Raw genomic sequence first — 13644 nt, 5'->3', positions numbered from 1 at the left:
CTCCAGCAACCAGCATCCAGCATCCAGCAACCAGCATCCAGCAACCAGCAACCCCAATCAACCAATCAACCAATTAACCTCCCCCTCCCCTCCTCCCCCGTAAAATTTCCCTTCGATATTACACCTTTCGCCGAAACTTCTGTATTTTTGCATCGTAATAAAATGATGACTTTTTTCATGCATGGGTGAACCAACTGTGGGTCACCGTGCCGAAGGCGTGGAATGATTCTCAATACAAAATGAATAACAATAACGATATCCGTTGGCAACAGCGATTTCAAAACTTTAATAAAGCATTCAAATACCTGCAAGATACCCTAACAATAAAGGACCCCTCGGATGCAGAACGTGCAGGTATTATACAGTTTTATGAAGTTGCCTTTGAACTGGCCTGGAAAACCCTAAAAGATTTCCTGACAGCAGAAGGATTTTCGGTAAAAAGTCCACGGGAAGCCATAAAAACAGCTTTCCAAAATGGATACATCAACAAGGGAGATTTGTGGATAAATGCTCTGGACAGCAGAAATCTCTCTGCACATACCTACGATGAAGCAATGGCCCGGGAGTTGGTCCAAAACATTAAAACAATATACTTTCCGCTTTTGAAAGACTTTGAAGAATGGGGAAAACAAAAAATAAAGGAGTGACCATACCGGGTATTGATAACAGGAACATGGAACTTATCATCAACAGCCTGAAACAATTCCCCGAAATTGAATCTGCCATTGTGTTCGGCTCCCGGGCTATTGGAAACTTTAAGTCCGGTTCAGATGTCGACATTGCGGTAAAAGGTAATAGCATTAATCAACTTATATATACCAAACTGTCAGGCATTCTTAATGAAGAGCTTTCATTGCCATGGTATTTCGACGTTATTCCCTTTGATGCAATTAAAAACAACGACCTTAAAGACCATATTAACCATGTGGGAATTGAATTCTACCACAAAGAAATCAAATCATAACAACAGATTTAAATTATCAATGAGTGCGGTATAAAAAGCATATTTTTGTCAAGATCAAGGCGTTTTAAATTTTTGTGCCGGAGTTAACTCGTTGTTAATGAGGATGCAAAAATTTGAAACAACACAGAGCCTGGCAACAAAGATGCTTTTTAGACCGGGCTCATCAATTAACGGCGGATAAACATCCAGCGTCAACGTTATCTACATGGCCTGTTTTTCCGCCACTTAGTTATTGAGAAAATCATTAAAGCTCGTATAGTTAAAGAAACCAAAGAGATTGCACCAAAATCGCACAACCTCTTTTATCTTTCCGATAAAGCCAATTTGAAATTTTCTGAGGATGAAGAAATTTTCCTTGGTATTTTAATGCAATATCAACTACAAGGAAGATATCCGGATTACAACCCTGTAATCCCTGACAAAAACAAAATTGAGGACTACTTACTTAAAACAAAAAACTTACTTGAATGTCTAAATCAGAAACTATAGATATTTTAAAAAGATACATTGCTCTTCTAAATACAGAAGGCTTTGATGTAAGCCAGGCTTTTTTGTTTGGAAGTTATTCTACCGACGAAGCAAAGGAAGATAGTGATATTGATGTATTAATTGTTTCAGACAAAATGAACAAACCGGATGAGCAAACCATTGGTAGAGCATGGATGCTGACAAGAAAAATAAATTCCCGGATAGAACCCCTTTTTATAAACCCTGACCGTTTCTATAGCAATGAGAATTCTCCTCTGATTGAGAATATCAAAGAAAACGGTATTGAGATTGTTTAGATATCAAAAAGAAATATTTATGAATCTAAACAATGACCCAACATACATCGAATTAAAGTCTCTTGCCGAAAAATACCCGGAGAACACACTGCTTAAACTCAAGCTATAATATGCTTTACGAAGTTCTCAAAGAGGAAATATAACCTTTAAATGAATTCACAAATAAAATCTTTAAGCGGCTGCGCCGTTTTGTTTGAGGGAACCGCTAATTTTACGAATTACACGAATTAAAAACCGCTTTGCGGTTTAATAAACAGCGAAGCTGTTAAAAATTCGCTTAATTCGTAAAATTCGCGGTTCCCAAAAAAAGTTGCGAAGCGACCACCGCACGAAGGGCAAAACATTTCGTTGATAAAACATGAGTGAAACTGTAATATAAACAGAGAATCTTTCAAAGATTTACAGATTAGGCGTAACAGGCACCCCCGAATAAGTTCGGCTAAGCTTTAACAAGCAAAGCCTACCTAAATCGGGGCAGGCTCCTGACCTATTTGAAAATCATTAAATAGTGCCTGTCTGTAAACACCCAAAAAATTTTTACAATTTGAGTTTCTTTTCAGAAAGTGTCATTTACAAGGCTTGCGAAGTCCGAAAATACGGAGTTTACTTGTCGTAAATGAGTAATTTTCGGACGAGCGTAACGCAGTAAATGCCACTTTATGGACAGAAATTAAATATAAAAGCATTTACAGACAATGTACTATTATCGTAAATGTTTCCATATAAACGCCATTGCAACGGAGTAATTATATCATTATCTTTGATAAAAAAGGTAACTAATGAAGGCAATTGAATTTACCTCAAATCTCAAAAATAAAACCATTACACTGCCGGAATACATTTCCGGACATATTGAAAATAGTAAAAAAGTAAGAGTTATTTTGCTTCTGGAGGATAATAATAACGATACAAATGTTTCTTCCCAAAATGAGGGATATAAGGCAGCCGGAAAACTTAAAGACTTTTCATCGCCCGATAAAGTTGAAGAAGAAAAAACCGCCTGGGAAAAACACCTAAGAAAAATAAATATGGAAATCATTGATGTCAATTACATTCTTAGGTATCTCCTAAAAGACATTGATGAACAATATCTGCAAGCAGCTTCTGTTATTGAAAACCATAAATACAAAAGTTTTATCCAATCGAACTTCAGTCTTTCAGGAGATTTATCCTGCGCGAATATCTTCAGTACAAAATACTGGATTATGTTCTGCTAATAAAGACTTACGTAAATTAAAGCCTCCAAAGACATAAAAGTATCATCTTTAAAAAAATACCATGCAAACTAAAACCAACAATTTAAACCAAATATTATCCCAAATCGAATATCTTAGCTATGATGAAAAAATTGAAGTTATGGACAGAATCATACGTAGTTTTAAGAAACAAAATTCATCTGCCAGAGAAGGACTGACCAGACTAAAAGGCTTGGGTAAGGGTCTTTGGAATAACATTAACGTGGATGAATACATAGATTCTCAACGAAAAACATGGGATTAATCAGAAAATTTTCCGGGAAAAAAGTTTTTCTGGATACAGCACCTATCATTTATTTTATCGAAGAAAATCCGGTATACATTACACGTCTGGAAAAACTGTTTAATGCCAACGCAGAAGGTTCGTTTGTTTTCAGCACGTCTGTCATTACTCTTATCGAAGTTCTGGTACTCCCTTTAAAAAATGACCAGGTTGAGTTATCTGAACAGTACTCAAACATCCTTTGTTATTCACCATCAATAGAGATGATCGATATCAATGCAGATATTGCAAAAAAGGCTGCTAAAATCAGAGCTAAATATGGCTTTAAAACGCCTGATGCAATCCAACTGGCATCTGCATTGCAATCTGGTTCAGATTTTTTCATAACCAACGACAATCAGCTTAATAAATTCATAGAATTAAAAGTTGTTCTGGTTGATCAATTAACTTGAAACATCTATGATACAATATTTTTCAAATAAATGAATCCACAAATAAAATTTTTAAACGGCTCCGCCATTTTGTTTGGGGAACCGCGAATTTTACGAATTATGCGAATTAAAAACAACTTTACAGTTTAATAAACAGCGAAGCTGTTCCCAATTCGTGTAATTGACAACATCATTATTTTCTTTTTAAGGTGTTATAGAACTCCTTACAGTCGTTTCGGTAACAAAAATCGTTGCGTAGCAAACCCCCGCAGGGTCAAATACAATTAGTTGAAAATAAAGGTCGATAAATTGTGTAATTCACTTAAATCACTTATATTGTTTTTACAAAACTGATACCGATGATAATTGAAAGAGACAAAAACGAACTTAAGATCAGAATCCAAACAAGCAAAAATTCAAACCGTATTCAAGCAATAATTGATTACCTGAAGTACGAAGAATTAACGGCAGATAGTCATGTCTCTCATGAAGATGCTGACGAAGTCATTGCATCTGCTAAAAAAGGGCGTTGGAACAAAATCAGTAATTTACACAAATAATGATATATGCAAACCAACAAAGAGTATATATTAACCCAAATAAAAGAAATAATTAAAGAGCGTGCCCCTGAGGCAAAAGTCTATTTGTATGGATCACGATCAAGGGGGACTTCAAAAAAGAACTCAGACTGGGATTTATTGATACTCTTGAATAAAGATCACATCTCCCCTGATACTGAACAACAAATAACATCTCCCCTGTATGATCTTGAATTCAACACTGGTGAAATAATAAGCCCAATGATATACAGCCAACAAGAATGGTATAACAAATACAGGCTTACACCATACTTCAGAAATGTAATGCGTGACGGGATATTATTATGACTCAATATAGGGAGGAGGATTATATCAATTACAGAATAGAGCGCGCCAGAGAAACCATTCTGGAAGTGCAAACTCATATTGAGAACGAATTTTGGAATACTGCCATAAACCGTATGTATTATGCGTGCTTTTATGCTGTAAGCGCACTTCTATATAAACACAAAATTGAAGTTGGAAGCCATGCAGGAACAAGAAACAAGTTTGGAGAAGTATTTGTTAAAACAGGAATTATTAATAGAGAAGTAGCCAAACATTATACTGATCTTTTTGAAAAAAGACAAAAAGGTGATTATAACGATTTCTTCGACTATGATGAAGAAACTGTATTAAGATTATTCCCTAAATCTCAACAGTTCATCGATATTATTGAAAAGGCTCTAAAGGAATAATTATTTGAAAACCAAAAAATTCAAATCAGACCTTTTTATTAACTTAGGTGAATTAACTTTGAAATACAAAAGGATTGTTCGGTAAATAAATCCACAAATAAAATTTTAAACGGCTGCGCCGTTTGTTTGGGGGAACCGCGAATTTAACGAATTACACGAATTATGCCCTTCGGGCAGGGGTTGCTATGCAACACTTTTGAAAAACTACTTGCAGTTCTATTAATTCGTTTAATTCGCTTCGCCCGGCTTTCTTTGCGGAGCAAAGCGGCAGAGCCGAGCGGCCGCTTGCTTGCAAGAATTGACAACATCATTATTTTCTTTTTAAGGTGTTATAGAACTCCTTACTGTCGTTTCGGTGACAAAAAATCGTTGCGTAGCAACAACCCAAAGGACACAATGAAATGAACACGAAACACATAACCCCGCCACACACCCCCTAACCCCCTGAAAGGGAACCAGCACCCGTAACACAAAACACGAAACTCAAAACACACTACACCAACACTTGTCAACACTAAAACAACGCAGCGCCAAAGCCTTTGCATGGAACATGATCGGAAGGTTCTCCAACCAGGGCATTGGCTTTGTTATTTCCATATTTCTTGCCCGCCTGCTGGCGCCCGAAGACTTCGGGATGCTGGCAATGGTAAATGTAGTAATCGGCTTAGCTGCTGTTTTAGTGGATATGGGGCTCGGCTCCGCACTGATACAACGGCAGAATGTAAAAGAAGAGCACTACGGCTCGGTTTTCTATTTCAATGTGGCCGTAGGTACAACACTGTTTCTGTTATTCTTTTTGAGTGCCGGACTGGTAGCAACATTTTATGAGCGGCCCGACCTGAAGCCTATCATGCAGGTGATGTCGCTCAACTTCATTATCAGTTCTTTTTGTAACGTCCAGCGTACCTGGCTGCGGAAGCAACTAAAGTATTCGGTATTAACCAAATCACAAATTTGGGCCATGGTCACAGGTGGCATTACAGGGGTTACACTGGCATTTATGAATCTTGGCGTGTGGGCATTGGTGGCACAAAGCCTTATTTCGAGCCTGACAAACAATATTTATGTCTATTTCTTTACCGGATGGAAACCCAAACCAATTTTAAGGAAAGATGCACTGAAAGAACTGTGGGGGTTTGGGTTTAATATGTTTCTTTCCGGATTATTAGATACCATATACAAACAGTTGGACTCATTGATCATTGGAAAACTGTTCAGTCCGGCAACATTAGGACAATACTTCCGGGCAAAATCGCTCAACCAGTTTATCATCAATTACACCTCCGGGAGTCTGATGTCGATACTATTTCCGGTACTAAGCGAAATTCAGCATCAGGAAGAACGGTACAAAAATGTGGTCAAACGTTCATTCCACATCCTCAATTTTGCAGTGTTTTTTATTCTGGGTTTTCTTTATCTGACGGCGCAGGACATCATCGTTATTTTGTTTTCCGCAAAATGGTTACCTTCGGTAGAATATTTTAGAATTATTGTCCTGGCGGGTTTTGTTTATCCTTTTAGTGCTTTGTTAGTCAATATTATTTCCAGCAAAGGCAATTCAAGAGCTTTTCTGAGGCTTGAAATATGGAAGAAAGTAGTAACAGGGCTTAACTTCGCTATCGGCTTCTGGTTTGGCCTTAAAGGGTTTCTTTACGGAATGGTTATAGCTTATTCTATTGCACTTCATTTCAACATTATTTTCGCCTCAAAAGAGATGAAAGTCCAAAAGCGATGGTTCTACCAAATTATCTGGAAATACCTGACAATCTTAATAATCACTACTGGTGGACTGCGAATAATTGAGCTACTGGCCTGGCAGCCGGAGTCTCTTTGGTTGCACGGCATTCTGTTTGGAGGTTCCTTTACAGCAATATATCTTGGCCTCACTCGCTTGTTTCGGCTGGAGGGCCTGATGATTGCGTTGGATGAAGTGAAAAATGCAGATATAATGGGAGTAGTAAGGAGAAAAATTAAAAAACGTTAGTTGCAAGGTGGAAGAATTTAAACGCTGTGAGACTCTGTAGAATTTAAAAAGATATTTCACAGTATCGCACAGCGGAAACACAGGGTCTCACAGAGAAAAACAATAACAGCTAATAGTTAACAGACAACACCCATTGAAAAAACGAATCATACTGATTAAATTTAAGCAAATGAACCAAACAATAAACACCATGCAAAACATACAAATTGAAGATAAAAAAAACAGCCTGATCCTTACCATTAACAAAAAAGGATTAGACAAAGATTACCTAATAAGGCTTGTTAAACGGTTGCAGACAGAGGATTTGATCTACAAATCGGGAATAAATGAAGATATTCTTGATATTGCAGAAGATGTGAACAACGATTGGTGGAACAAAAACAAGGAAGATTTTTTGAAATAAACCCAGAAATGAGCAAAAGCACACTGGTCGTCGATACAAACATTATTTTTTTCTGCTTTAATTCCTGAAAGATCAAGTATCAGAGATTTACTATTTGAGAGTGATTTCCTGTTTTATGCTCCAAACTTTTTAATTTATGAGATTTATTGTCATAAAAGAAAAACCCCTGAAAAATTCAAAGCTCAACGAACAGGAATTCTACATCGTACTTAACAATTTGTTGGAGTGTATCTACTTTGTTCCTATTGCTTTAATTGACAAAAATTCAAGGATAAAAGCTCATGAGCTTTGCAACGATATTGATGAAAAAGACACTCCTTTTGTTGCTCTGTCTATTTACTTGAAAAGTCCTCTTTGGACCGGCGATAAAATCCTCAAAGACGGCCTAAAAAGAAAAGGTTTCAAATTACTGTTTTAGTGGCCAGCTACGAGCTATCAGCTATAATTAGCTCTGTAAATACACTGTGTAACTAAATAATATTTCACAGTGTCCCACAGAGGAAGCACAGGGTCTCACAGAGAAAAAATAAAAACTCTGTGCTACTCAGTGCATAACACCGTGATACTCTGTGTAACCTTAATCCTGTATAACCAAAAACTACAAAGATGAATCAAAACGACCTAACCCACGAAATCCTTGATTCCGCCTACAAAGTTCACTCAGCCTTGGGCCCGGGATTGCTTGAATCTGCATACCAAACATGCCTGATTCATGAGCTAAACAAAAAAGGATTAGAAACCATTGCTGAACAACCGGTTCCGATCGTTTACGATGACATTAAACTTGATTGCGGATACCGACTTGATATATTAGTAGAAAACACTGTAATCATTGAACTAAAAACGGTAGAAGCATTTACAGACGTTCATACCGCACAAATATTGACCTACTTAAAGTTTAGCATAAAGCACGTTGGATTGCTTATTAATTTCAATGTAAAGAGTTTGAAAAATGGTATTCGCCGATTTGTACTGTAGGACAGGTTCACAGAGGCTCACTGAGTTTACACAGTGTCATACAGAGTTTTTATTTTTACTCTGTGTAACTAAAAAACTCCGTGACACTCTGTGAATAACTCTGTGATACTCTGTGTAACTAAAAACCATGAACAAAATACCCGTCACATCCCCCCTCCTCCCACCACTCGAGGAGTTCCAACCATACTTAGAGAAAATATGGGAATCGAAATGGCTTACCAATAACGGCCAGTTCCATCAGCAACTGGAGCAGGAGTTGTGTGATTATTTGGGAGTAAAACATGTTTGTCTTTTCGGCAACGGCACCTTAGCCCTCATTACGGCTCTCCAGGCATTGCGCATCACCGGTGAAGTTATTACTACCCCGTTCAGTTTTGTGGCCACCACCCACTCGCTCTGGTGGAACAACATCAAACCGGTGTTTGTGGACATAGAACCGGAAACATTCAATCTTGACCCCGAAAAGATAGAAGCTGCCATTACTCCACACACCACAGCCCTCATGCCGGTGCATGTATATGGCAATCCTTGTAATATTGAAGCCATCCAACAAATTGCCGATACCTATAACCTGAAAGTGCTTTACGATGCTGCTCATGCCTTTGGCTTAGAAAAAGACGGAGAATCGGTTCTAAACTTTGGCGATTTGAGTGTTCTGAGTTTCCACGCAACCAAAGTATTTAACACTTTTGAAGGTGGCGCCATCATCTGTCACGATGAAAAGATGAAACAACACATCGACGACCTTAAAAATTTCGGCTTTCGCGGGGAAACAAAGGTTATTGCTCCCGGCATCAACGCAAAAATGAATGAGGTGCAGGCCGCTTTTGGACTTATGCAACTCAAATACATCGACAAGGCAATCGCTCGCCGAAAAGAGATTGCAGAAACTTACAGGGAAAAACTAAAAGACATCCCCGGCATCCGTTTTCTCAACGATCTACCCGGCATCAAACACGCTTATTCCTATTTCCCTGTCCTGATAAATGAAACAGAATACGGCAAAAGCCGCGATGAACTCTATGAACACCTGAAAGAAAACAACATATTTGCTCGCAGATATTTTTATCCGCTCATCAGTAATTTTCCGACATACAAGGGACTGCCATCCGCGGCACCCGGTAACCTGCCTGTAGCCAACGAAGTAGCGGAAAAAGTGATTTGTTTGCCGATATACCCGGATTTGGAAATAAGTGATGTAAACAGGATTGTGGAGATTTTAAAAACTCTGTTATACTCTGTGTAAACTCTGTGGTACTCCGTGTAACCAAGAAATATTTCACAGTGTTTCACAATGAAAACACAATGTCACACAGAGTAAAAATAAAAACTCTGTGCAAACTCTGTGATACTCTGTGTAACCAAAAAGTATTTCACAGTATCGCACAGTGGAAACGCAGAGTTTCACAGAGTAAAAAGGAATAGCACCATCAGCTAATAGCTAAATAAATCTCCCGATAAACCGTGACAAGTTGTGTTACGAAAAAACTTTACTCAGACCAAATTTGCTTTCCTTTCCGGGTTTAAGTATTTTTGAATTAAGGATCGGAGGTGAGCGAAAAACATTGAAAACAACAAGATAATACGGTCTGACATTTAAATACATAAAGCATGAAAGGAATAATAAACATAGAATATCCGAAATATCTAGCTAATAACCTGGGACTTAGCGAAAAGGATTTTCAATCAGAAATAAAAATAAGTTCTATGGTAAAACTGTATGAACTTGGACGAATTTCTTCAGGCATTGCAGCACAAGTTTTAGGCTTATCAAGAGTTGATTTTCTGGATTTACTTGCCAGATACAATGTTTCAGTATTTGGTGGATACAATACTGATGAAATAAATGAAGACATTGCAAATGCCTAATATTGTTTCAAATACAACTCCAATTATTTCTCTTTTAAAATTAGGGCGTCTGGAGCTGCTTCAAAAGATTTACTCACAGATTTATATCCCCGCAGCAGTATATAAAGAAATTGAAGCCGGAAAAACAAAAGGATATTATCAGGATTTATCTCAACTTAAGTGGATAAAAATTACTGAAATTCAAGACAAACAAGCCGTCAAATTTTTTCTTGACCTGGATGCCGGGGAAGCAGAAGCAATCGTATTGGCTACCGAATTAAACGCTGGCCTAATTATTCTTGATGAAAAACTGGGTCGTTTTCACGCCAAACATGCCGATCTTAAAGTTACGGGTACAATAGGGATACTTGTAAAAGCTAAGGCAAAAGGATTCATTAAAGAGCTAAAACCATTATTGGACCAATTGACTGACAAAGACGTTTGGATAAGTGATAAACTCAAAATTGAAATCCTTAAAAGAGTTGATGAAGAATAAGCTCCTTAGCCCGACAATCACAAATTACCGAATGGCTCAACAATTCCCACGGTATTTGCAGTAATTTGTTTAAAGAACTTACTAAAGGCCAATTGTATGAATCTTTTAAATAATAATGAGATAAACAATATTGTTTCTTTTCCTGACGAAGTTGATACAATGGACTTATTGCAAAAACAAAACATTTCAAATTTTGAAAAAGACAATGCTGTTTTTCACTGGATTTTGCTATTAGAAAACACGAATAAATTTGACCTGACCAATACGACGGTGAAGACAGGCTTTTCTTTGCCTTTTCAGGAAGCTGCCCGGGAAGAAACCGGCTTTTTCAACGATAATTATGATTTTACATTATCCTTGCCCGTAAAAAAAACATTCAGAGTTAAAACGAGAATTAAAAAAGTCACTCATTACCAACCCAAACCATTCATTTAAAAATGCAATACCTGTGGTATCAGGCCATTTACAACACCAGTGATTTGCAACAGGGAGACTTTATCCCTGACTGCCCTATTGTTGTCCCTCCCGACACAATAAAAGAAGGTGAAAAAACGGCTTTTTACCTGGATACCATTTACTGAGTAAAAATGATGATTTCTTTGACGATCATCAGGTTGTTGATTTTAGAAACGTATATGGAATCCAAAAAGAGACTCTTTGTAAGCTTGCAGTGGAATTGGGACAACGTATAAGGTTGCTCCCTCCCTACCGGGAACATTTGTCACAAGCTTTTGCCAGATATTTTATGCGGGTAAGACTGCCTCAGGATATAATGATTTAGCTAAAACTATGCATAAAAAACTGTGTTACTTCTGTGTAAATTAATATCTCACAGTGTCGCACAATGAAAACACAATAGAAACGCAGAGTAAAAAGAATAACACCTTGAAAATCTGTGATACTCTGTGTAACTAAAAAATATATCACAGTGTTCCACAGTGGAATCACAGTGTTTCACAGAGTAAAAATAAAAACTCCGTGATACTCTGTGCAAACTCTGTGGTACTCTGTGAAACTAAACATCCATAAACAAAGACCATGTCAACATCAACATCCTTTTACTCGCCCAATGAACTAACCAAACTTGAATTTAAAACCCTCGGAAACAACGTTCTGATTAGCCGCTTTGCCAAATTTTATGGGATAGAAAACATGGAAATTGGCAATAATGTCAGAATTGATGATTTTTGTATTCTGTCAGGAAACATAAAACTGGGTTCATACATTCATATTTCTGCATACTGCGCCCTTTACGGACAATTCGGTATTGAAATGGAAGACTTCACCGGTCTTTCGCCACGGTGTACTTTATTTAGCGCTACCGATGATTTTAGTGGCGACTACTTAATTGGTCCTATGATTTCTCAGGAATACACCAATGTGACAGGTGGAAAAATTACAATAGGTAAATATTCTCAAATTGGGGCAGGCACCGTCATTCTCCCTAAAGTAACGGTTGAAGAAGGGGTTGCTGTGGGAGCTATGTCTTTGGTAAGAAACAATCTGAAAAAATGGAGCATATATGCCGGAATTCCAGCAGAATCAATTAAGAAGAGAAAAAGACGTTGCTTAAACCTTATGCGTTAAAGTTGAAACAAAATGATACTACATCTATGTGAAGACGAAAAATTTATCGATCACGTTATCAATATATTTGAATCAGTTGCTCCAGGGAAAAGCATATATTATATTAAACCATCCGCTGATGAAGACGAAAATTAAATTTAGTTATCTCAAATCATCCAAACATTATTTCCAAACCAACAACATCAAACGAATACACCAAACTAATTAGTTCCATAAATAAATTTGATGCTGTAATCTTTCATAACTTATTTGATTCTTATAAATATACTATACTTGAATACACATCAAAATCCACCCATTTTCATTGGATGTGTTGGGGTGGTGACTTATATTTTCTTCCTGAACTTTCGAGCAACCTTTACTTGAAAGAAACAAAAAAAATTAGATTCAAACAATATAATTTTAATGGGAAAATAGGTTCCCTTTTGTCCGAATATACCAATAGTTTTTATAACTCCGTCTTCAAAATAATTAAGCAACAAGAACACCCGGTTAAGCTAAGAAGAAATCAATTAAAAAAGATAGATTCTGTCTCTACTGTAATCCCTTACGATTATTATCTAATACAAAAACACATCAACCGGAAGATTGAGTTCAAACCATTTAAATATATCACAATTGAAGATGCTTTAGCAGATGAAATAACATCACTTTGCACTGATGAAAATTTTCTGATAGGAAATTCGGCCACTTTAACCAATAACCATCTTGATACTTTTAATTTTCTTATTAATATAAACATAGACAACAAAAAAATTATTGTTCCCTTATCATATGGCGATAAAAAATATGCTGAGTACATAAAAAGCATAGGTGAAGAAATGTTTAAAGAATCATTTATGCCTTTAATGGAATTTCTTCCTTTAATGGAATATCATGCAATATTGAACAGTTGCGGAAATGTAATAATGAACCAAATTCGCCAACAAGCAATAGCTAATATTATAGTTGCACTTTGGAAAGGAGCTCGTGTTTTTCTTAACAAAAAAAATCCTGTCTTTTCGTTTTTCAAAGAAAAAGGATTGAAAATATTTGAAATTGAAGACCTTAAAAGACATCCATCCTTTCCTGACTTTGGGGAATTAGCAACAGTGAACAGGCCTTTATTAAATAAAATCTATAGTAGAAAACAGGTTCAAAAAGAAACCAAAGAATTAATTGATTATTTAACAAATAAAAACTGCGGGGCGAAAGTAAAGAAGTAACATCACGGAAAAAGCCCAAAGAAAGTCACAATTATTATTTGTAGTAATTAACGACAATAGTTAGTTAGTTACAAGTTAAATGTTACCCCCTCACCACCCCACTAACTCCCCTGAAAGGGAGAACCGGGCTGGACCGCAATTCATAGCAGATTAAAACATACGAATGGTACTATATCAAAGGAATCGCGCGGTGGGGGTTCCCCTTAAA

The 13644-nt window shown here is 36.9% G+C and carries 23 protein-coding genes; all 23 read left to right on the top strand.

What is annotated here, in order from left to right; all coding sequences use genetic code 11:
- A partial coding sequence (locus OQ5_RS23900) for a hypothetical protein (protein ID WP_218054544.1) occupies positions 1-189 on the top strand: 189 nt, incomplete at its 5' end.
- Positions 190-239: 50 nt separating this feature from the next.
- Complete coding sequence (locus OQ5_RS0113770; RefSeq protein ID WP_016778046.1) at positions 240-647, top strand: nucleotidyltransferase substrate binding protein; 408 nt, start codon at positions 240-242, stop codon at positions 645-647.
- On the top strand, positions 620-964 hold the full coding sequence (locus tag OQ5_RS0113765; RefSeq protein WP_016778045.1) for a nucleotidyltransferase family protein: 345 nt from the start codon (positions 620-622) through the stop codon (positions 962-964). The genes OQ5_RS0113770 and OQ5_RS0113765 overlap by 28 nt, the downstream gene beginning before the upstream one ends.
- Positions 965-1141: 177 nt before the next feature.
- Entirely contained in the window at positions 1142-1453 is a 312-nt protein-coding gene (locus tag OQ5_RS25315; protein WP_082179592.1) for a HEPN domain-containing protein, read from the top strand.
- Positions 1432-1749, top strand: coding sequence for a nucleotidyltransferase domain-containing protein (locus tag OQ5_RS21145; RefSeq protein ID WP_016778043.1), 318 nt, complete (start codon positions 1432-1434; stop codon positions 1747-1749). Before OQ5_RS25315 ends, OQ5_RS21145 begins: the two co-directional genes overlap by 22 nt.
- Positions 1750-2528: 779 nt before the next feature.
- The gene (locus OQ5_RS23580; protein WP_016778042.1) at positions 2529-2966 is read left to right on the top strand and encodes a hypothetical protein; all 438 of its coding nucleotides are present in this window, start codon (positions 2529-2531) and stop codon (positions 2964-2966) included.
- 139 nt (positions 2967-3105) lie between these two features.
- Positions 3106-3249, top strand: a complete 144-nt coding sequence (locus OQ5_RS23575) for a hypothetical protein (RefSeq protein WP_176694091.1) — start codon at positions 3106-3108, stop codon at positions 3247-3249.
- A complete protein-coding gene (locus tag OQ5_RS0113740; RefSeq protein ID WP_016778040.1) occupies positions 3240-3680 on the top strand; it encodes a type II toxin-antitoxin system VapC family toxin in 441 nt (146 codons plus the stop codon). Before OQ5_RS23575 ends, OQ5_RS0113740 begins: the two co-directional genes overlap by 10 nt.
- A 338-nt stretch (positions 3681-4018) precedes the next feature.
- Positions 4019-4219: a hypothetical protein gene (locus OQ5_RS0113735; RefSeq protein WP_016778039.1), complete on the top strand. Its 201-nt coding sequence runs from the start codon at positions 4019-4021 to the stop codon at positions 4217-4219.
- Positions 4220-4225: 6 nt separating this feature from the next.
- Complete coding sequence (locus OQ5_RS0113730; protein WP_016778038.1) at positions 4226-4546, top strand: nucleotidyltransferase domain-containing protein; 321 nt, start codon at positions 4226-4228, stop codon at positions 4544-4546.
- A complete protein-coding gene (locus OQ5_RS0113725) occupies positions 4543-4935 on the top strand; it encodes a HEPN domain-containing protein (RefSeq protein ID WP_016778037.1) in 393 nt (130 codons plus the stop codon). The genes OQ5_RS0113730 and OQ5_RS0113725 overlap by 4 nt, the downstream gene beginning before the upstream one ends.
- A gap of 505 nt (positions 4936-5440) precedes the next feature.
- Complete coding sequence (locus tag OQ5_RS0113720) at positions 5441-6919, top strand: lipopolysaccharide biosynthesis protein (protein WP_141638886.1); 1479 nt, start codon at positions 5441-5443, stop codon at positions 6917-6919.
- 169 nt (positions 6920-7088) lie between these two features.
- Positions 7089-7322 carry a hypothetical protein gene (locus tag OQ5_RS0113715; protein WP_255297541.1) on the top strand — a complete coding sequence of 78 codons (234 nt, stop codon included), beginning with the start codon at positions 7089-7091 and terminating at the stop codon, positions 7320-7322.
- A gap of 136 nt (positions 7323-7458) precedes the next feature.
- Entirely contained in the window at positions 7459-7740 is a 282-nt protein-coding gene (locus tag OQ5_RS21140) for a PIN domain-containing protein (protein ID WP_016778034.1), read from the top strand.
- A gap of 188 nt (positions 7741-7928) precedes the next feature.
- Positions 7929-8300: a GxxExxY protein gene (locus OQ5_RS0113705; protein ID WP_016778033.1), complete on the top strand. Its 372-nt coding sequence runs from the start codon at positions 7929-7931 to the stop codon at positions 8298-8300.
- Between the two features lie 127 nt (positions 8301-8427).
- On the top strand, positions 8428-9546 hold the full coding sequence (locus OQ5_RS0113700) for a DegT/DnrJ/EryC1/StrS family aminotransferase (protein ID WP_016778032.1): 1119 nt from the start codon (positions 8428-8430) through the stop codon (positions 9544-9546).
- A gap of 365 nt (positions 9547-9911) precedes the next feature.
- Entirely contained in the window at positions 9912-10169 is a 258-nt protein-coding gene (locus tag OQ5_RS0113695) for a UPF0175 family protein (protein ID WP_016778031.1), read from the top strand.
- Positions 10147-10644, top strand: a complete 498-nt coding sequence (locus OQ5_RS0113690) for a DUF3368 domain-containing protein (protein WP_082179591.1) — start codon at positions 10147-10149, stop codon at positions 10642-10644. Before OQ5_RS0113695 ends, OQ5_RS0113690 begins: the two co-directional genes overlap by 23 nt.
- Before the next feature lie 96 nt (positions 10645-10740).
- Complete coding sequence (locus tag OQ5_RS0113685; protein ID WP_016778029.1) at positions 10741-11079, top strand: hypothetical protein; 339 nt, start codon at positions 10741-10743, stop codon at positions 11077-11079.
- 2 nt (positions 11080-11081) lie between these two features.
- Positions 11082-11225, top strand: a complete 144-nt coding sequence (locus tag OQ5_RS23570) for a hypothetical protein (RefSeq protein ID WP_016778028.1) — start codon at positions 11082-11084, stop codon at positions 11223-11225.
- Positions 11226-11682: 457 nt separating this feature from the next.
- Complete coding sequence (locus OQ5_RS0113675) at positions 11683-12231, top strand: acyltransferase (RefSeq protein ID WP_016778027.1); 549 nt, start codon at positions 11683-11685, stop codon at positions 12229-12231.
- 12 nt (positions 12232-12243) lie between these two features.
- Positions 12244-12366 (top strand): hypothetical protein, encoded by a 123-nt coding sequence (locus tag OQ5_RS24760; RefSeq protein WP_016778026.1) that lies wholly within the window; start codon positions 12244-12246, stop codon positions 12364-12366.
- A gap of 227 nt (positions 12367-12593) precedes the next feature.
- A complete protein-coding gene (locus OQ5_RS0113665; RefSeq protein WP_176694090.1) occupies positions 12594-13436 on the top strand; it encodes a TDP-N-acetylfucosamine:lipid II N-acetylfucosaminyltransferase in 843 nt (280 codons plus the stop codon).
- Positions 13437-13644 lie beyond the last annotated feature (208 nt).

This window comes from Anaerophaga thermohalophila str. Valhall, from assembly GCF_000250735.1.
Lineage (GTDB): Bacteria > Bacteroidota > Bacteroidia > Bacteroidales > Marinilabiliaceae > Anaerophaga > Anaerophaga thermohalophila_A.
Note: the sequence above shows the minus strand (reverse complement) of the source record. Positions and strands in the feature narration are given on the sequence as shown.